The 17,766-nt window shown below is 70.3% G+C and carries 17 protein-coding genes; 13 read left to right on the top strand and 4 right to left on the bottom strand.

The window, feature by feature from the left end:
- Positions 1-380 precede the first annotated feature (380 nt).
- Complete coding sequence (locus ACZ5NH_RS41755; RefSeq protein ID WP_468783228.1) at positions 381-1,562, bottom strand: threonine aldolase family protein; 1,182 nt, start codon at positions 1,560-1,562, stop codon at positions 381-383.
- Between the two features lie 239 nt (positions 1,563-1,801).
- Between ACZ5NH_RS41755 and ACZ5NH_RS41750 the strand changes: the two genes are divergently transcribed.
- The 10 genes from ACZ5NH_RS41750 (at position 1,802) to ACZ5NH_RS41705 (ending at position 10,141) form a co-directional block, all read left to right on the top strand.
- Positions 1,802-2,779 (top strand): Rossmann-like and DUF2520 domain-containing protein, encoded by a 978-nt coding sequence (locus ACZ5NH_RS41750; RefSeq protein ID WP_388636248.1) that lies wholly within the window; start codon positions 1,802-1,804, stop codon positions 2,777-2,779.
- Positions 2,776-3,768 (top strand): pantoate--beta-alanine ligase, encoded by a 993-nt coding sequence (panC, locus tag ACZ5NH_RS41745; RefSeq protein ID WP_468783226.1) that lies wholly within the window; start codon positions 2,776-2,778, stop codon positions 3,766-3,768. Before ACZ5NH_RS41750 ends, panC begins: the two co-directional genes overlap by 4 nt.
- A complete protein-coding gene (locus ACZ5NH_RS41740; protein ID WP_468783224.1) occupies positions 3,765-5,474 on the top strand; it encodes an L-aspartate oxidase in 1,710 nt (569 codons plus the stop codon). Before panC ends, ACZ5NH_RS41740 begins: the two co-directional genes overlap by 4 nt.
- A 29-nt stretch (positions 5,475-5,503) precedes the next feature.
- Positions 5,504-6,481, top strand: coding sequence for a carboxylating nicotinate-nucleotide diphosphorylase (gene nadC / locus ACZ5NH_RS41735; protein ID WP_388636254.1), 978 nt, complete (start codon positions 5,504-5,506; stop codon positions 6,479-6,481).
- Positions 6,482-6,486: 5 nt separating this feature from the next.
- On the top strand, positions 6,487-7,284 hold the full coding sequence (locus ACZ5NH_RS41730; protein WP_153540962.1) for a type III pantothenate kinase: 798 nt from the start codon (positions 6,487-6,489) through the stop codon (positions 7,282-7,284).
- Positions 7,285-7,474: 190 nt separating this feature from the next.
- Positions 7,475-8,146, top strand: coding sequence for a hypothetical protein (locus ACZ5NH_RS41725; protein ID WP_468783243.1), 672 nt, complete (start codon positions 7,475-7,477; stop codon positions 8,144-8,146).
- A 153-nt stretch (positions 8,147-8,299) separates the two neighbouring features.
- A complete protein-coding gene (locus ACZ5NH_RS41720) occupies positions 8,300-8,479 on the top strand; it encodes a hypothetical protein (protein ID WP_388636309.1) in 180 nt (59 codons plus the stop codon).
- Positions 8,480-8,634: 155 nt separating this feature from the next.
- Entirely contained in the window at positions 8,635-9,048 is a 414-nt protein-coding gene (locus tag ACZ5NH_RS41715; protein WP_468783221.1) for a BlaI/MecI/CopY family transcriptional regulator, read from the top strand.
- A gap of 9 nt (positions 9,049-9,057) precedes the next feature.
- Entirely contained in the window at positions 9,058-9,591 is a 534-nt protein-coding gene (locus ACZ5NH_RS41710) for an amino-acid N-acetyltransferase (RefSeq protein WP_451554249.1), read from the top strand.
- A gap of 214 nt (positions 9,592-9,805) precedes the next feature.
- The gene (locus ACZ5NH_RS41705; protein ID WP_030751806.1) at positions 9,806-10,141 is read left to right on the top strand and encodes a histone-like nucleoid-structuring protein Lsr2; all 336 of its coding nucleotides are present in this window, start codon (positions 9,806-9,808) and stop codon (positions 10,139-10,141) included.
- Here the strand turns inward: ACZ5NH_RS41705 and ACZ5NH_RS41700 are convergent.
- The gene (locus tag ACZ5NH_RS41700; RefSeq protein ID WP_468783219.1) at positions 10,120-10,779 is read right to left on the bottom strand and encodes an SCO3374 family protein; all 660 of its coding nucleotides are present in this window, start codon (positions 10,777-10,779) and stop codon (positions 10,120-10,122) included. The two genes, ACZ5NH_RS41705 and ACZ5NH_RS41700, sit on opposite strands and share 22 nt — an antisense overlap.
- 432 nt (positions 10,780-11,211) lie before the next feature.
- On the opposite strand from ACZ5NH_RS41700, the gene ACZ5NH_RS41695 reads away from it, so the two are divergent.
- A complete protein-coding gene (locus ACZ5NH_RS41695; RefSeq protein WP_351550636.1) occupies positions 11,212-13,737 on the top strand; it encodes an ATP-dependent Clp protease ATP-binding subunit in 2,526 nt (841 codons plus the stop codon).
- A gap of 79 nt (positions 13,738-13,816) precedes the next feature.
- On the opposite strand, the gene ACZ5NH_RS41690 is transcribed toward ACZ5NH_RS41695, so the two are convergent.
- Together ACZ5NH_RS41690 and ACZ5NH_RS41685 are read right to left on the bottom strand one after the other, a co-directional pair.
- On the bottom strand, positions 13,817-14,434 hold the full coding sequence (locus ACZ5NH_RS41690) for an HAD family acid phosphatase (protein WP_468783217.1): 618 nt from the start codon (positions 14,432-14,434) through the stop codon (positions 13,817-13,819).
- 319 nt (positions 14,435-14,753) lie between these two features.
- Positions 14,754-15,353, bottom strand: a complete 600-nt coding sequence (locus ACZ5NH_RS41685) for a TetR/AcrR family transcriptional regulator (protein ID WP_450986635.1) — start codon at positions 15,351-15,353, stop codon at positions 14,754-14,756.
- Positions 15,354-15,478: 125 nt separating this feature from the next.
- Here ACZ5NH_RS41685 and ACZ5NH_RS41680 point away from each other — a divergent pair, with 125 nt between their 5' ends.
- Both ACZ5NH_RS41680 and ACZ5NH_RS41675 read left to right on the top strand, forming a co-directional pair.
- Positions 15,479-17,059 carry an MDR family MFS transporter gene (locus ACZ5NH_RS41680; RefSeq protein WP_468783215.1) on the top strand — a complete coding sequence of 527 codons (1,581 nt, stop codon included), beginning with the start codon at positions 15,479-15,481 and terminating at the stop codon, positions 17,057-17,059.
- Between the two features lie 178 nt (positions 17,060-17,237).
- On the top strand, positions 17,238-17,750 hold the full coding sequence (locus ACZ5NH_RS41675; protein WP_468783213.1) for a helix-turn-helix transcriptional regulator: 513 nt from the start codon (positions 17,238-17,240) through the stop codon (positions 17,748-17,750).
- The last annotated feature ends 16 nt before the right edge of the window (positions 17,751-17,766 follow it).

Below are 17,766 nucleotides of genomic sequence, written 5' to 3'. Positions count from 1 at the left end.
CCGACTGCCTCCGCGGTCACGGCCGGGACGGCCTTTCCGGCTGCCTCGCGGCCACGGCTGAGAACCGGACCCCCTTCCGGCTGCCTCGCGGCCACGGCTGACACCCGGCCCTGCGGGCCGCCTCGGCGGTCACGGCTGGGGCGCGCTGTGGCAGCGGCCCCGGCGGTACGAGACCCGGCTCAGCCGACTGCCTCCGCGGTCACGGCCGGGACGGCCTTTCCGGCTGCCTCGCGGCCACGGCTGAGAACCGGACCCCCTTCCGGCTGCCTCGCGGCCACGGCGGACGCCCGCTGCGGCGCGCGGTGCGTCAGCGCAGGACGCCCTCGGTGTGGCGCGTGCATGGCGCCCTGCGCCGCCGGCTGCACCCGCGCGTCGTGTGATCACACCGTGGGCAGACGGGTCACGAAGTCGGCGACGGCCGCCCGTACGTCGTCCGCCGTCCATTCGAGGCCCGGCGAACGTACGGCGACCTCGGTGAAGGACAACCCCGGCGCGCTGCGGTCCCACGGGTTGGCGAAGAGGAACGTCCCCGTCTCCTCGGCCTGGCGCACCGCCGCCTCCATGAGGACGTCCGAGTCGTACGGCAGCCAGACCTGGAAGTCGTGGGTGTGCGGCTCCTCGGGGTGCACGCGCACCCACGGGACCCCTGCCGCGGCGAAGCCCTCCCTCAGCGCGGCGGCGACCACGCGCGCGTGCCGCACATAGTCAGGCAGCCGGGGCAACTCGCGCTCCAGGCCGGCGAGCGCCGACAACGCGGTGGGGAACTGCTGGAAGACCATGCCGCCGTACCGGTGCCGCCATGTCTTCGCCTCCGCCACCAGCGTCTTCGGTCCCGCCAGCGCGGCGCCGCCGAAGCCGTCGAGAGACTTGTAGAACGACACGTAGACGCTGTCCGCCAGGCCCGCGATCTCCTCAAGGGGCCGGCCGAAGCGGACCGTGCACTCCCACAGGCGCGCGCCGTCGAAGTGCACCACCGCGTCGCGCTCCCGCGCGGCCTCGACGACCTCGGTGAGCTGCTCCCAGGTGGGCAGCACGAAACCGGCGTCCCGGAGGGGCAGTTCCAGCATCAACGCCCCGAAGGGCTCGTCGAAGTCGCGTATCTCGGCGGCGGTGGGCAGCCGGGGCTCGCTGGTCACGTGCACCGGACGCAACCCGCTGACCTGGCTGAACGCATGCCGTTCGTGCACCTCCGGGTGGGCCAGGGCGTGCAGGGCGACCGCTCGGTCGCCGGTGCGGCCCGCCCAGCAGCGCAGCGCCACCTGCTGGGCCATCGTGCCGGTCGGGAAGAACGCGGCGGCCTCCGTGCCGAGCAGGGCCGCGACCCGTTCCTCCAGGTCCGCCACGATCCCGTTGCCGTAGATGTCCGTGTTCCGGTCCAGGTCGTACACCTCGGGTGCCGTTTCCAGGAGAGCTGCCAGCCGCTCCCGGATCGTGCGCTGGAAGCCCGGGCGCCACAGCACCCGCTCCGCCCTCGCGAAGGCGGCCCGGCGCCGCTCCCGCATCCGTTCCCGTTCGGACTGCTCCGTCTGCTGCTCGTCGCCCGTCTCGGCCGTACCAGTCATGTGCGGATCATGCCCTGCGGCGGCCGTTCGGGCAGCCGGATTTCAGGCGCACGCACGGGTGGTGGCGCCCGCGGGCGTCCGGTGGGGCCGGAGCGCCGGTGGACACGCGACTGCGCCGCGTACACGTGGCGTAACCCACAGCCTGTGGACAACCAATCGGCTCCGGACCGAGATAGCGTTAACATGACGAGAAATCGTCCGGTACCCAGAGCGGACTGGAACGGGAAGGCCGCCGTCGCGTGAGTACAGTCCACCAGCAAGACCTCAAGGACCGCCCCGCGCGGCTCACCGTCGGCGTCGTGGGCGCCGGGCGCGTGGGTCCCGCGCTCGCCGCGTCCCTCCAGCTCGCCGGGCATCGCCCGGTGGCCGTCTCGGGCGTCTCCGACGCCTCCCGGCGGCGCGCCGAGACCATGCTCCCGGACGTGCCGCTGGTGCCGCCCGCCGAGGTCCTCGAGCGCGCCGACCTGGTGCTGCTCACGGTCCCCGACGATGTCCTGCCCGGCCTGGTCACCGGTCTCGCCGAGACCGGTGCGGTACGGCCCGGCCAGCTGCTCGTGCACACCTCCGGCCGGTACGGCGCGCGGGTCCTCGACCCGGCCCTGCGCGCGGGCGCGCTGCCGATGGCCCTGCACCCCGCGATGACCTTCACGGGCACTCCGGTGGACGTGCAGCGCCTGGCCGGCTGCTCCTTCGGCGTCACCGCCCCCGAGGAGCTGCGGCTGGCCGCCCAGGCCCTCGTCATCGAGATGGGCGGCGAGCCCGAGTGGATCAGCGAGCAGAACCGCCCGCTCTACCACGCGGCCCTCGCCCTCGGCGCCAACCACCTGGTGACCCTGGTCGCCCAGTCCATGGAACTGCTGCGCACCGCGGGCGTCGAGGCGCCCGACCGGATGCTCGGCCCGCTGCTCGGCGCCGCCCTGGACAACGCCCTGCGCTCCGGCGACGCGGCGCTCACCGGGCCCGTCGCGCGCGGCGACGCCGGTACGGTCGCCGCCCACATCACCGAGCTGCGCAGGCACGCCCCGCAGACCGTCGCGGGCTATGTCGCGATGGCCCGCGCGACCGCGGACCGGGCGCTCGCGCACGGCCTGCTGAAGCCCGAACTCGCCGAGGACCTGCTCGGCGTGCTGGCCGACGGCGCCGGCGGAACGAGCGCCGACGGCAGCAACGGCGGTGGCACGAACGGCACTCACGGCACCGAGGGGAACGACCGATGACCACCGCCCTGCTGAGCACCGCCGACGAACTCCACGCGCGCGTGCGCCGCGGCCGTCGCGCCGTCGTGATGACCATGGGTGCCCTGCACGACGGCCACGCCACGCTGATCCGCGCCGCGCGCGAGATCGCGGGACCGGACGGCGAGGTCGTCGTCACCGTCTTCGTCAACCCGCTGCAGTTCGGCGCGGGCGAGGACCTGGACCGCTACCCGCGCACCCTCGACGCCGACCTGAAGATCGCCGACCAGGCCGGTGCGGACGCGGTGTTCGCGCCCTCCGTGGACGAGGTCTACCCCGGCGGCGACCCGCAGGTGCGGATCACCGCCGGCCCCATGGGCGAACGCCTGGAGGGCGCCTCGCGGCCCGGCCACTTCGACGGCATGCTCACCGTCGTCGCCAAGCTGCTCCACCTCACCCGTCCCGACGTGGCCCTCTACGGCCAGAAGGACGCCCAGCAGCTGGCCCTGATCCGGCGCATGGTGCGGGACCTGAACTTCGGCATCGACATCGTCGCCGTACCGACCGTGCGCGAGGAGGACGGGCTCGCCCTGTCCAGCCGCAACCGCTACCTCTCGCCGGACGACCGCCGTACCGCGCTCGCGCTGTCCCGCGCGCTGTTCGCGGGCCGTGACCGGCACGCCGCGCAGGAGGCGCTGCGCGCGCGTGCCCGCGAAGTGCCCTCCACGCACGCGCGTGCCGAGGCGCTGAGCGCCCTCGGGGAGTCCCGCGCGGCCGCCGACGCGCACGCGGTCGCCACGGCGTCCCCCGGCGGTCCGGCGGCCGTCCGCGCGGCCGCCCGCCAGGTGCTGGACGAGGCCGTCCGGCTCGTCCCGCCGCTCGAACTGGACTACCTGGCGCTCGTCGACCCGTCCGACTTCACCGAGATCGGCGACGACTTCACCGGCGAGGCCGTCCTCGCCGTCGCCGCCCGGGTCGGCACGACCCGGCTGATCGACAACCTTCCCTTGACCTTTGGAGCCGCCTCGTGACCAGCACAGGCACCAGCACCGGCATACGACTGCACGCGCCCGCCCCCGGCTGGGCCATCTCCGCGGACGTGGTCGTCGTCGGCTCCGGCGTGGCAGGCCTGACCGCGGCCCTGCGCTGCGAGGCCGCGGGCCTGACGACGGTCGTCGTCACCAAGGCCCGCCTGGACGACGGCTCCACGCGCTGGGCGCAGGGCGGCATCGCCGCCGCCCTCGGCGAGGGCGACACGCCCGAGCAGCACCTGGACGACACCCTGGTGGCCGGCGCGGGCCTGTGCGACGAGGAGGCCGTACGGATCCTCGTCACCGAAGGCCCCGACGCGGTACGGCGGCTCATCGACACCGGCGCCATCTTCGACGAGTCCTCCGAAGGAGGACTGGCCCTCACCCGCGAGGGCGGCCACCACCGGCGCCGGATCGCGCACGCGGGCGGCGACGCCACCGGCGCGGAGGTGTCCCGGGCGCTCGTCGAGGCCGTACGCGCGCGGGGGCTGCACACCATCGAGAACGCGCTCGTGCTGGACCTGCTGACCGATGCCGACGGCCGTACGGCGGGCGTCACCCTGCACGTGATGGGCGAGGGCCAGCACGACGGCGTGGGCGCCGTGCACGCGCCCGCGGTGGTGCTCGCGACCGGCGGCATGGGTCAGGTGTTCTCCGCGACCACCAACCCGTCGGTGTCGACCGGCGACGGCGTGGCGCTGGCGCTGCGCGCGGGCGCCGAGGTCAGCGACCTGGAGTTCGTGCAGTTCCACCCGACCGTGCTGTTCCTCGGCCCGGACGCCGAGGGCCAGCAGCCGCTGGTCTCCGAGGCGGTGCGCGGCGAAGGCGCCCACCTGGTCGACGCCGACGGGGTGCGCTTCATGGTGGGGCAGCACGAGCTGGCCGAGCTGGCGCCCCGGGACATCGTCGCCAAGGGCATCCTGCGGCGGATGCTGGAGCAGGGCGCCGAGCACATGTACCTCGACGCCCGCCACTTCGGCGCCGAGATGTGGGAACACCGTTTCCCGACCATCCTGGCCGCCTGCCGCGCCAACGGCATCGACCCGCTCACCGAGCCCATCCCGATCGCCCCGGCCGCCCACTACGCCTCCGGAGGCGTGCGCACCGACGCCCGGGGCCGGACGACCGTGCCCGGCCTGTACGCGTGCGGCGAGGTCGCCTGCACCGGCGTGCACGGCGCCAACCGGCTCGCCTCCAACAGCCTCCTCGAAGGCCTCGTCTACGCCGAGCGGATCGCCGCCGACATCGCGGCGGCCCGCGCGGAGAACGGCCTCCACGCGCGCGTGCCCGTACCGGTCGAGCACCCCGAGACGCCTGCGCACCCGCTGTTCGCCCCCGAGACCCGGTTCGCCATCCAGCGGATCATGACCGAGGGCGCCGGCGTGCTGCGCTCCGAGGAGTCCCTCGCCAAGGCCGCCGAACAGCTGCAGCGGCTGCACACGGAGGCCCGCGACGCTCTTGAGGAGAACGGCAAGACCGCCGAGCCCGGCGTCGACACCTGGGAGGCCACCAACCTCCTGTGCGTCGCCCGCGTCCTGGTCGCCGCCGCGCGGCTGCGCGAGGAGACCCGTGGCTGCCACTGGCGCGAGGACCGCGCCGAGCGCGACGACACCCTCTGGCGTCGGCACATCGTCGTACGGCTGAACCCCGACCGGTCGCTGGCCGTGCACACCACCGACACCGCAGACTTCCCCCCTACCCGGTAACACCCAGCGCCTCAGGAGCAGTGACAGACGTGAGCACCGACGACCTTCCCCTCGCCCCGACCGGCGGCTGCGGCGACGGCTGCGCCTGCGGCGCCGAGGGCGACGAGGAGTACCTGGAGAGCGGGCTCGACCCCGCGCTCGCCGAGCTGCTGGCCGCCGCCGGGCTCGACCCGATCGAGGTCGAGGACATCGCCAACGTCGCCATCCAGGAGGACCTGGACGGCGGTGTGGACGTGACGACCGTCTCGACCATCCCCGAGGACGCCACCGCCACCGGCGACTTCACCGCGCGCGAGGCAGGCGTCGTGGCGGGCCTCAGGGTCGCCGAGGCCGTGCTGTCCGTGGTCTGCACGGACGAGTTCGAGGTCGAGCGGCACGTCGAGGACGGCGACCGCGTCGAGGCCGGGCAGAAGCTGCTGTCGGTCACCACGCGCACGCGTGACCTGCTGACGGCCGAGCGCAGCGCGCTGAACATCCTGTGCCGGCTGTCCGGCATCGCGACGGCCACGCGCGCGTGGGCGGACGTGCTGGAGGGCACCAAGACCAAGGTCCGCGACACCCGCAAGACGACCCCGGGCCTGCGCTCGCTGGAGAAGTTCGCCGTCCGCTGCGGCGGCGGCGTCAACCACCGCATGTCGCTGTCCGACGCGGCCCTGGTGAAGGACAACCACGTGGTCGCCGCAGGCGGCGTCGCGCAGGCCTTCAAGTCCGTACGGGAGGCCTTCCCGGAGGTGCCGATCGAGGTCGAGGTGGACACCCTGCACCAGCTGCGCGAGGTCGTCGAGGCGGGCGCGGACCTGATCCTGCTGGACAACTTCACGCCCGACGAGTGCGCGGAGGCCGTCGGAATCGTCCGCGGCCGGGCCCTGCTGGAGGCCTCCGGCCGGCTCACGCTCGACATCGCGCGCGTGTACGCCGACACGGGTGTGGACTTCCTGGCCGTCGGCGCGCTCACCCACTCCGCGCCGATCCTGGACATCGGCCTCGACCTGCGCGAGGCGGAGTAACCGCGATGCTCCTCACGATCGACGTCGGCAACACGCACACCGTCCTCGGCCTGTTCGACGGCGAGGACATCGTCGAGCACTGGCGCATCTCCACGGACGCGCGCCGTACGGCGGACGAGCTGGCGGTGCTGCTGCAGGGCCTGATGGGCATGCATCCGCTGCTCGGCGAGGAGCTGGGCGACGGCATCGACGGCATCGCGATCTGCGCGACCGTCCCGTCGGTGCTGCACGAGCTGCGCGAGGTCACCCGGCGCTACTACGGCGACGTTCCCGCCGTGCTGGTCGAGCCGGGCGTGAAGACGGGCGTGCCGATCCTCACCGACAACCCCAAGGAGGTCGGCGCGGACCGGATCATCAACGCGGTCGCGGCCGTCGAGCTGTACGGCGGCCCGGCGATCGTCGTGGACTTCGGTACGGCGACGACGTTCGACGCGGTCTCCGCGCGCGGGGAGTACGTCGGCGGGGTCATCGCGCCCGGCATCGAGATCTCCGTGGAGGCGCTCGGCGTCAAGGGCGCCCAGCTGCGCAAGATCGAGGTGGCCAGGCCCCGCAGTGTGATCGGCAAGAACACGGTCGAGGCCATGCAGTCCGGCATCGTGTACGGCTTCGCGGGCCAGGTCGACGGGGTTGTCGGCCGGATGGCGCGGGAGCTCGCCGACGACCCGGACGACGTGCGGGTCATCGCCACGGGCGGGCTCGCGCCGATGGTGCTGGGGGAGTCCTCGGTGATCGACGAGCACCAGCCGTGGCTGACGCTGATCGGGCTGCGGCTGGTGTACGAGCGGAACGTGTCACGGCTGTGAGCTGACCGGCCCGTGACGTGACCGGCGCCTGTGCGGGGCGCCGGTCATCTCGCTCCACGCGCGTGTGCCATAGCCCCGGTCGAGGGAAACCGGGAGCGACACGCGGCGCAAAGATCATCCCTATTCGTCACTTTTGTCCGATTAGCGGTAGCGTCGCCGCATGCCCACGCCATACGGATCCCGCGGCGGCATGGCGTTCGGCGTGGAGGAGCTGCGTGTGCTCCGCCGCGCCCTCGCCCTCGCCCTTCACCCCTGCCAAGCGTCCGCCGAGGACGTCCAGGACTGCTTCCGGCTCGCCGAGTCGCTCGACGAGGCGCTGCACGAGGGGGCGAGACAGCGCGCTTTCCTGGTGGCCGACCTCGGCCGGTACCGGGCGGCGCTGCCGGGTGCCGCCGCCGGCTACCTGACCCTCCTGGAAGAGGCGCTGGGCGCCGGGCACCTGCCGACGCCGGACGATCTCGCCGCGCTCCGGGCGCTGCGCGGGAACCCGGCGGCGGCCGCGCTGCTGGACCGTTGCCAGGCGCTGGCCGAGCAGGACGTACGGGCCCGGTTCGCGCAGGGTGCGCGCAGGGTGCCGGCGCCCGCCGTACCGCCCTCCCGTGCCCGCCTGCTGGCCCTTCCGGGCGGCGGAGGAACGTCCGGGGTGTCCCAGGCCCGGGAGGGTGCCGGAGAGCCGCAGAAGCCGGCTCAGAGGCCTCCTCAGAAGCCCGTGCCGAAACCCGCGCCGACGCCTGGGGAGCGGCCCGGCGCGGAGCCGGCGGCGCCGAAGCGGCCCATTCCGACGCCGGGGGAGGTCTTCCCGCGCCGCAAGCCGGCGCCGCCGGCGAGCCCGACCGAAACCCGCCAACTGGCCGCCGGCTGAGCGACCCGGCCTCTGCCTTCGGACGGACCCGTCATCTCTCGGGGGCACGAGCGCCGTCGGCGGTCACCAGGTCCTGGCGGGTGACCCGTGGGCCATGAGCGCCATCCGTACCCCGTAGCTTCCGGGGGTCGGCGCGTGGCTACTCTGGTGGGCATGGACTACGTCTCCGCGCTCGTGCCCCCGGTCGTCATGGCCGTGTTCTTCATCGGTGTGGTCAGGGTGATCGTGAAGACCCAGGGCGGGGCCGCCAAGGCCAAGGAGGACGCGGCCGTCGACGCCGCCCTCGCGCGTGCGGAGGGTGTGCGCAAGACCTCCGCCGCCGGTGACGCCTGAGTCCGCCCGCCGGGCCCCGGCTCCGCGACTTCGAGCCGTGCGCCCTTTTTGTTCGCATTCATGGTCTTAGTGCACGTCCGGCACGCCGATGCCGGGATCTCCCACTATTGTTCTGAGTTGTGCCTCGCCCATTGGGAGAACTCGAAGACGCGGTCATGACGCGGGTGTGGAAGTGGAACCGCCCGGTGACCGTTCGAGAAGTCCTGGAAGACATCCAGCAGGAACGCTCCATCGCGTACACCACCGTGATGACCGTTTTGGACAATCTCCATCAGAAGGGCTGGGTGCGCCGCGAGGCGGAAGGCCGGGCCTATCGATATGAGGCCGTCTCGACGCGAGCCGCGTACGCCGCCGCCCTCATGAACGACGCCTGGTCGCAGAGCGACAACCCGGCAGCGGCTCTCGTCGCCTTCTTCGGGATGATGAGCGAGGAACAGCGCCAGGCCCTCCGGGACGCCGTACGCATCGTCCAGGGACCGGAAACCCCGGAGGCCCCGGAACCGCGGCAACGGGAAGCCGGGCAAGAAGAGGAGAACCCCGGCGCGGCACCGGACGCGGACGGGCGATAGCGTCCGCTCATGTCAGCAGAGCGCCCTGAAGTCTCCGCAAAAGCCCTCACGGTCCGCCGCGCCCGGACCAGTGATGTGCCGGCCGTACGCCACCTCCTCGACGCCTACGTCCGCGACCGCATCCTGCTCGACAAAGCCACCGTCACGCTTTACGAGGACATCCAGGAGTTCTGGGTCGCGGAACGCGACGACAACGCCGAGGTGGTCGGCTGCGGCGCGCTCCACGTCATGTGGGAGGACCTCGCGGAAGTCCGCACTCTCGCGGTGAAGCCCGGCCTCAAGGGCGCCGGCGTCGGCCATCAGTTGCTGGAGAAGTTGCTGCAGACCGCACGCTGGCTCGGCGTTCGCCGGGTTTTCTGCCTGACCTTCGAAGTGGACTTCTTCGGGAAGCACGGCTTCGTGGAGATCGGGGAGACGCCGGTCGACACCGATGTGTACGCGGAGCTCTTGCGTTCCTATGACGAGGGCGTCGCGGAGTTCCTGGGTCTCGAACGAGTGAAACCGAACACCTTGGGCAACAGCCGGATGCTTCTGCATCTGTGATCGTCATTGCCCCGGTGCCCTATGTCCGAAACGCGTATGTTTCCGGACGGAGGCGGTCCGTCGGTCCTCTACCGGTCCTCTCCCAGGGGTTTGTGTTTTTCCGGCAAAAGCGGTTTGCTTTCCGACGTACTGCAGTACTGCATATAACAGGGGCGGCGAAACGGCGGACGCCGCACACCCCTGGCCCTCAACGTTATCGATGAAAGGAAATCCGGTGGCACAGAAGGTTCAGGTCCTTCTTGTCGACGACCTCGACGGCGGCGAGGCGGACGAGACGGTGACGTTCGCGTTGGACGGCAAGACGTACGAGATCGATCTCACGACCGCCAATGCGGACAAGCTGCGCGGCCTTCTCGACCCCTATGTCAAGGGCGGTCGTCGTACCGGTGGCCGTGCGTCGGGCGGACGCGGAAAGGCGCGTGCCGCTTCCGGTGGCAACCAGGACACCGCGGCGATCCGCGCCTGGGCGAAGGAGAACGGTTACGAGGTCAACGACCGCGGTCGCGTTCCCGCGTCCATTCGCGAGGCCTACGAGAAGGCCAACGGCTGATCCCGCCAGCAGGCGGTCGGCAGTCCCGCGCGCGGGCGCCACAGCCGGACCCGGTGACACTGTGCTGCCACCGTGTCCAGCAGTCGTACGAGATCGGGGGCGCCCTCTTCGCGCCCCATGGCCGGCAGCGCCGGCAGCGAGGCCTCGACCTCGCCTCCAGGCCCAGGGGGCCGCAGCCATAGGGCGGCCCCCTGCACGGACCCGGTCCACCCGGCCCCCTCGGACCCGGTCACCGGCGGGACCGGTGCCTCCATCGCGTCGCCCGCCCCCAGGACCCGCAGGTCGAGGGCCACGGCGCTCCACTCCAGCCAGTCCAGCAGTCCCGGCAGCTCCTCGGCGCTGCCCACGGCCACCAGCAGCTGCATCCGGTCGCCCCGAAGGGCCACCGGAGAGCCCGGCGCGAGATGCCGGAGCGCCCCCGCGCCCGCCTCGGCCGGCACGTCCAGGACGTCGAACCGCACCCCGGTGAGCAGCCTCAGCGGCCGTCCGGGCACTGTCGCCCAGCCCAGATCGTTCTCGTACCAGTGCCGGATCCGGATGTCCGGGCCGTGCGGAAGATCACTGGCGTCCGCTACGTCCGGATCCAGCGGGCGACGGGGAAGGGGGACTGTTGAGGCCGTGGGGACCGAGCCAACCATGCCAAGTGCAACCGCCGAAATGGGTCGCAGGTTACGCTGAGTGGCAGATCAATTGCGCGCAGTGCCGAAAGAGGGGGCGCGCGGGGGCGCGGGGAGGCGCAAGGTTGTTCGCCCATAGCGGAGGGAACCGGTGCGCGCCGCATGGAGTGTCAGTCCCAGCGGGTAAGACATGCCTAGTGGGAGGGGGCGACACGCAGGTCGGGCCGTCTCACGTTCGCCATCGGCGTACTGGCGATGGGGGTAACTGCCTGGCCTGCGGGAACATCGTCTCGCACCATCGGGTTGGAGCAGATGTCGGCGTTAGCGGGGTCAGGAGGCCATCGACGGTGTCGGCAGTTGGAATGAGCGGTCCCCGCTTGCGGGACTAAGCTGCGGAAGGACAGGGAGGGGAAGTTCCCCCCACTGCCTGACCGCTCTGAGGAGCGATTAACGATGTTCGAGAGGTTCACCGACCGCGCGCGGCGGGTTGTCGTCCTGGCTCAGGAAGAAGCCCGGATGCTCAACCACAACTACATCGGCACCGAGCACATCCTCCTGGGTCTCATCCACGAGGGCGAAGGTGTCGCCGCTAAGGCCCTGGAGAGCCTCGGCATTTCGCTTGAGGCGGTCCGCCAGCAGGTGGAGGAGATCATCGGTCAGGGCCAGCAGGCCCCGTCCGGCCACATCCCCTTCACCCCCCGTGCCAAGAAGGTCCTGGAGCTGTCGCTCCGTGAGGCTCTTCAGCTGGGCCACAACTACATCGGCACGGAGCACATCCTGCTCGGCCTGATCCGTGAGGGCGAGGGCGTCGCCGCCCAGGTCCTGGTCAAGCTGGGCGCTGATCTCAACCGGGTGCGGCAGCAGGTCATCCAGCTGCTCTCCGGCTACCAGGGCAAGGAGACCGCCGCCGCCGGCGGCCCGGCCGAGGGCACCCCCTCGACCTCCCTCGTCCTGGACCAGTTCGGCCGGAACCTCACCCAGGCCGCTCGTGAGTCCAAGCTCGACCCGGTCATCGGGCGCGAGAAGGAGATCGAGCGGGTCATGCAGGTGCTGTCCCGCCGTACCAAGAACAACCCGGTGCTGATCGGTGAGCCCGGCGTCGGCAAGACCGCCGTCGTCGAGGGACTCGCCCAGGCCATCGTCAAGGGCGAGGTGCCCGAGACGCTGAAGGACAAGCACCTCTACACCCTGGACCTCGGCGCCCTGGTCGCCGGCTCCCGCTACCGCGGTGACTTCGAGGAGCGCCTGAAGAAGGTGCTCAAGGAGATCCGCACCCGCGGCGACATCATCCTGTTCATCGACGAGCTGCACACGCTGGTCGGTGCGGGTGCCGCCGAGGGCGCCATCGACGCGGCTTCCATCCTGAAGCCGATGCTGGCCCGCGGTGAGCTCCAGACCATCGGTGCGACCACGCTGGACGAGTACCGCAAGCACCTGGAGAAGGACGCGGCCCTGGAGCGCCGCTTCCAGCCCATCCAGGTCGCCGAGCCGTCCCTGCCGCACACGATCGAGATCCTCAAGGGCCTCCGCGACCGGTACGAGGCGCACCACCGCGTCTCCATCACCGACGAGGCCCTGGTCCAGGCGGCCACCCTGGCCGACCGGTACATCTCCGACCGCTTCCTGCCGGACAAGGCGATCGACCTGATCGACGAGGCCGGTTCCCGGATGCGCATCCGCCGGATGACCGCTCCGCCGGACCTGCGCGAGTTCGACGAGAAGATCGCCGCCGTCCGCCGGGACAAGGAGTCCGCGATCGACTCGCAGGACTTCGAGAAGGCCGCCTCCCTGCGCGACAAGGAGAAGCAGCTCCTGGCCGCCAAGGCCAAGCGGGAGAAGGAGTGGAAGGCCGGCGACATGGACGTCGTCGCCGAGGTCGACGGTGAGCTGATCGCCGAGGTCCTCGCCACGGCGACGGGCATCCCGGTGTTCAAGCTCACGGAGGAGGAGTCCTCCCGTCTGCTCCGCATGGAGGACGAGCTCCACAAGCGGGTCATCGGCCAGAACGACGCCGTCAAGGCGCTGTCGAAGGCGATCCGTCGTACGCGTGCCGGTCTGAAGGACCCCAAGCGTCCGGGTGGTTCGTTCATCTTCGCCGGCCCGTCCGGTGTCGGTAAGACCGAACTGTCCAAGGCGCTCGCCGAGTTCCTCTTCGGTGACGAGGACGCGCTGATCTCCCTCGACATGTCGGAGTTCAGCGAGAAGCACACGGTCTCGCGTCTCTTCGGTTCGCCCCCCGGCTACGTGGGCTACGAAGAGGGCGGTCAGCTGACGGAGAAGGTGCGCCGCAAGCCGTTCTCGGTCGTCCTCTTCGACGAGGTCGAGAAGGCCCACCCGGACATCTTCAACTCGCTGCTGCAGATCCTGGAGGACGGTCGTCTGACCGACTCCCAGGGCCGGGTCGTGGACTTCAAGAACACGGTCATCATCATGACGACCAACCTCGGCACCCGGGACATCTCCAAGGGCTTCAACCTCGGCTTCGCCGCCGCGGGCGACACGAAGACCAACTACGAGCGCATGAAGAACAAGGTGTCGGACGAGCTCAAGCAGCACTTCCGCCCCGAGTTCCTCAACCGCGTCGACGACGTGGTCGTCTTCCCGCAGCTGACCCAGTCGGACATCCTGCGGATCGTCGACCTGATGATCAGCAAGGTGGACGAGCGCCTGAAGGACCGGGACATGGGCATCGAGCTCTCCCAGTCCGCCAAGGAGCTGCTGGCCAAGAAGGGTTACGACCCGGTGCTGGGCGCGCGTCCGCTGCGCCGCACGATCCAGCGCGAGGTCGAGGACACGCTCTCGGAGAAGATCCTCTTCGGCGAGCTGCGTCCCGGTCACATCGTGGTCGTGGACACCGAGGGCGAGGGCGAGTCCCAGACCTTCACCTTCCGCGGTGAGGAGAAGTCGGCGCTGCCCGACGTCCCGCCGATCGAGCAGGCGGCCGGCGGTGCCGGTCCGAACCTGAGCAAGGAGGCGTAAGCCTCCGGCCCAGTGGGCGACGAAAGGGGCCGGTGCTGCACAGCACCGGCCCCTTGGCCATGCCTGCGTAAGCCGTGGATTACGACAACTGCCCGTTGTAGTCCGGCAGTTTGAAGGTCTTCTCGGCATGGCCGCCGGAAAGGTCGGTGGCGCTGTTGCCGATGTTCGCGATGATCGTGTAGCCCTTGTTCTCGATGTCGACGCGCTGGGCGGTCTTGTAGGCGGCGACATCCTTGAACAGGTCGAACAGGCCGCGGACGTAGAGGCCGGAGACGTCGTAGCCGTCGTATTCGAGGTTGTACTCGGTGGGCAGGTAGATGATGCCCGGGCGGGCCGTGACGAAGAACAGCGAGACGCCGTGCTCCTGGGCGTACTTGGCGACGTTCAGGACGGGCTTGTTGGCCGGCTGCGGGTAGCTGAAGCCGAAGTCGGTCTCCAGCGTGGTGTTGTCGATGTCGAAGACGATCGCCTGCTTCTCGCCCGGCTCGGCGTCGGCGATCCGCTCCTTCAGGTACGGCAGGGCCTGGTCCATCACGGCCTGGCAGTCCTTCTGCCAGGTGGCGTAGTCGACCTTGGCGGTGGAGCTGCTTGCGGTCGCCGTGGCGTCCGCCGCGTGGGCCGGGGCGGCCATAGTGGCCAGGGCGGCCACGGAGACGGCGGTTGCGGATATACGGCGCGCCCAGGGGCGACTGGTCATCGGTGGGGGTCCTCTCACGTCCGTACGCGTGCCGGAAATGGCAGGTGCATGATCTGTAGTGAGGGTGGCGCGAGGGGAACCGTAGGGTTACTGAACGGTAGGTGACCAGAGGCGTGCGTCACATTTCCGTGATCGCCGGTTGAGATCGCCGGTGATATGCGACACGGGCGACATATCCCTTACGAGGGCTGATAGTGGAATCCGTCCGCCGGTTAAACGGAACTCGAAGCCAGGTAAAAAGGCCCCATTACTACCGTGCACCGCAGAAGGTGAATTCTGGGGTGAATGGGGTGTTTGGGCACCCAGGTCCTTGTCTGAGTCAGTCCTGCTGCCGGGCGTGTTCGTGCGCCTGGCCGATCAGGTCCAGGGCGACTTCGAGAACCGCCGTGCGCTTCTTCTCGAAGTCGCCTTCGAGGTCCTGCATCAGGAACATCCCCGCGTGCAGGGTGAACATCGCGCTGACCGAGCGCACCTGGTCGACGAGCTCGGCCTTCGGGTCGATGAGGATGTCCCGCAGATCGCGCATCCGGTCCTTGAAGCTGTCGCCGATGCGCAGGTCCCGGACCGTGCCCTGGTTGTCGTGCATGAAGCGGAAGAGCGGTTCGGCGTCGGCCAGCACGCGGCTGTAGCGCCGTACGACCTCCTGCTTGGTCTCCAGGGTGTGCGGCTGGCTGCGGCCCCACTCGATCAGGTCCTCGATCGGTTTCGTCAGATCCTCGAAGAGGCTGACGATGATCTCTTCCTTCGTCTTGAAGTGGTAGTACAAGGCCGCCTTCGTCACGTCGAGACGCTCGGCGATCTCGCGCAGGGAGGTCTTCTCGTAGCCCTGCTCCGCGAAGAGTTCGAGCGCGACGTCCTGGATGCGCTGGCGGGTGTTGCCGCGGCGCTGCTGCTTGGTGCCGTCCATGGTGACGCCCATCCTCGTACTCCTCGCGCTACCGCGGAAACTTACTTGACGCCCGGCTAGTGACAGGTCTACTTTCCCCAGTGTAGTGAACTAGCCGGGCGGCAAGTAAGTGGCCGCCGCAGGGGGATTGGGAAGAGATGGCGGACACGGTCGAAAGCGTCATGGAAGGCAAACCGGAGGGCAAACAGCCCAAGAGCGTGCGGGTGGTCCTGCTCGCGCTCATGATCGCGATGATGCTCGCGATGCTCGACAACATGATCGTCGGTACGGCGATGCCGACGATCGTGGGCGACCTCGGTGGCCTGGAGCACCTGTCCTGGGTGGTCACCGGCTACACCCTGGCCACCGCGGCCTCCACCCCGATCTGGGGCAAGCTCGGTGACATGTACGGGCGCAAGGGCTCGTTCCTCACCTCGATCGTGATCTTCCTGATCGGCTCGGCGCTCAGCGGCATGGCCCAGAACATGGGCGAGCTCATCGGCTTCCGGGCCGTCCAGGGCCTGGGCGCCGGCGGTCTGATGGTCGGCGTCATGGCGATCATCGGCGATCTGATCCCGCCGCGGGAGCGCGGCAAGTACACCGGCATGATGGCCGGCGTCATGGCGCTGGCGATGATCGGCGGCCCGCTGGTCGGCGGCACCATCACCGACAACTGGGGCTGGCGCTGGTCCTTCTACATCAACCTGCCGCTCGGCGCCGTGGCCCTGGCCCTGGTCAGCGCCGTGCTGCACTTGCCCAAGAAGCGGGCGCGGGCGCGCATCGACTACCAGGGTGTCGCGCTGCTGACCGTCGGCATCACCTCGATCGTGCTGGTCACCACCTGGGGCGGCACCGAGTACGCCTGGACCTCCGCGCGGATCATGGAGCTGACCAGCATCGGCGTCGTCGCGCTGATCGGGTTCGTCTGGTGGCAGACCAAGGCCGCCGAGCCGGTCGTACCGCTGCACATGTTCCGCAGCCGCAACTTCACCCTGATGTCCGTCATCGGCTTCGTCACCGGCTTCGTGATGTTCGGCGCCACGCTCTACCTGCCGCTCTACCAGCAGGCGGTGCAGGGTGCCTCCGCCACCAACTCCGGTCTGCTGCTCCTGCCGATGCTCGGCGCGATGCTCGTGACCTCGATGGTCGCGGGCCGGGTCACCACCAACAGCGGCCGCTACAAGATCTTCCCGATCGTCGGCGGCGCGCTGATGATCGTCGGGCTGTATCTGCTGTCCGTGATGGACACGGGCACGACCCGGCTGACCTCCGGCATCTACATGGCCGTACTGGGTCTGGGCATGGGCTGCCTGATGCAGATCACCATGCTGGTGGCGCAGAACAGCGTGGAGATGAAGGACATGGGTGTCGCGTCCTCGTCCACCACCCTGTTCCGTACGCTCGGCTCCTCCTTCGGCGTGGCCATCATGGGCGCGCTGTTCAACGACCGGGTCAAGCACGTGATGGCCGAGCGGGCCGGCGCGCTGGGCAGGGGCGTCACCGAGAAGTCGGCGCAACTGGACGCCAAGCACCTGAAGATGCTGCCGGCCCCGGTCAAGGACGCGTACCAGCACGCCGTGTCCGCCGGTACGCACTCGGCGTTCCTGCTGGGCGCGGTGATTGCGGTGATCGTGCTGATCGCGGCGCTGTTCGTGAAGGAGGTCCCGCTCAAGGGCGGGAAGCCTTCGGCGGAGAGCGGCGAGGACGTGGCCCTCGTGCAGGTCGCCGAGGCCGTCTGAGCCGCATCTGATCCGAAGACCCCCGGTCGGTGTCCGCCCCGGGGGTCTTCCCCTTTTGCGCCTGGACCGGCGCCGCTCTCGCGGACGTGGCGGATCGACGGCGTGGTTCCCCCATTGATGGTTGCGGGCGTCATGGGCCGAAACTCGACTGTCAGTCCCACATGCCACCATCGACCCCATGGACAAGCTGCGCCGTATGCGTCTGGCCAAGGACGCCATGGACCGGGACTGGGCGGACCCCGGCCTCGATCTGGACGCCGCGGCATCCTGCGCCGGGTACTCGCGGTATCACTTCCTGCGCGCCTTCAAGGAGGTCTACGGCGAGACGCCGGGCCAGTATCTGCACCGCCGGATCGAGCGGGCCGAGGAGATGCTGCGTTGCGCCAACCTCACCGTGACCGAGATCTGCACACTGGTCGGCTTCAGCAGCCTCGGCACGTTCTCCGCCCGCTTCAAGGCCCGCACCGGGCTCACCCCGAGCGAGTACCGCGCGCGGCACGTGGGGCGCGGCGCCTCCCTCATACCCGGCTGCTACGCCATGCTCTGGGCCGGCGGATTCAGCACCGCAAGATCGGAGAAGCGCCCCGGGGCCGGCCCTGCCTACGGTGACGAAGGGCAGTCCGCCGCGGCGGACAGCGGGCCGTTGGACCGGGGGCCAGCGAAGCGGCTGACCGAGTCATTGCTTCGCTGAGCGCCGTCGAGACTGC

This window comes from Streptomyces sp. NPDC031426, from assembly GCF_055581585.1.
Note: the sequence above shows the minus strand (reverse complement) of the source record. Positions and strands in the feature narration are given on the sequence as shown.

What these genes read in the sequence shown, in the direction of transcription:
- ACZ5NH_RS41715 (WP_468783221.1), top strand. Translation starts at nt 8,635, where the DNA reads ATGACGCGGGTGTGGAAGTGGAACCGCCCGGTGACCGTTCGAGAAGTC.
- panC (WP_468783226.1), top strand. Translation starts at nt 2,776, where the DNA reads ATGACCACCGCCCTGCTGAGCACCGCCGACGAACTCCACGCGCGCGTG.
- ACZ5NH_RS41730 (WP_153540962.1), top strand. Translation starts at nt 6,487, where the DNA reads ATGCTCCTCACGATCGACGTCGGCAACACGCACACCGTCCTCGGCCTG.
- ACZ5NH_RS41695 (WP_351550636.1), top strand. Translation starts at nt 11,212, where the DNA reads ATGTTCGAGAGGTTCACCGACCGCGCGCGGCGGGTTGTCGTCCTGGCT.
- ACZ5NH_RS41710 (WP_451554249.1), top strand. Translation starts at nt 9,058, where the DNA reads ATGTCAGCAGAGCGCCCTGAAGTCTCCGCAAAAGCCCTCACGGTCCGC.
- ACZ5NH_RS41755 (WP_468783228.1), bottom strand. Translation starts at nt 1,562, where the DNA reads ATGACTGGTACGGCCGAGACGGGCGACGAGCAGCAGACGGAGCAGTCC.
- ACZ5NH_RS41700 (WP_468783219.1), bottom strand. Translation starts at nt 10,779, where the DNA reads ATGGTTGGCTCGGTCCCCACGGCCTCAACAGTCCCCCTTCCCCGTCGC.
- ACZ5NH_RS41690 (WP_468783217.1), bottom strand. Translation starts at nt 14,434, where the DNA reads ATGACCAGTCGCCCCTGGGCGCGCCGTATATCCGCAACCGCCGTCTCC.
- ACZ5NH_RS41675 (WP_468783213.1), top strand. Translation starts at nt 17,238, where the DNA reads ATGGACAAGCTGCGCCGTATGCGTCTGGCCAAGGACGCCATGGACCGG.
- ACZ5NH_RS41680 (WP_468783215.1), top strand. Translation starts at nt 15,479, where the DNA reads ATGGCGGACACGGTCGAAAGCGTCATGGAAGGCAAACCGGAGGGCAAA.
- ACZ5NH_RS41720 (WP_388636309.1), top strand. Translation starts at nt 8,300, where the DNA reads ATGGACTACGTCTCCGCGCTCGTGCCCCCGGTCGTCATGGCCGTGTTC.
- ACZ5NH_RS41725 (WP_468783243.1), top strand. Translation starts at nt 7,475, where the DNA reads ATGGCGTTCGGCGTGGAGGAGCTGCGTGTGCTCCGCCGCGCCCTCGCC.
- ACZ5NH_RS41685 (WP_450986635.1), bottom strand. Translation starts at nt 15,353, where the DNA reads ATGGGCGTCACCATGGACGGCACCAAGCAGCAGCGCCGCGGCAACACC.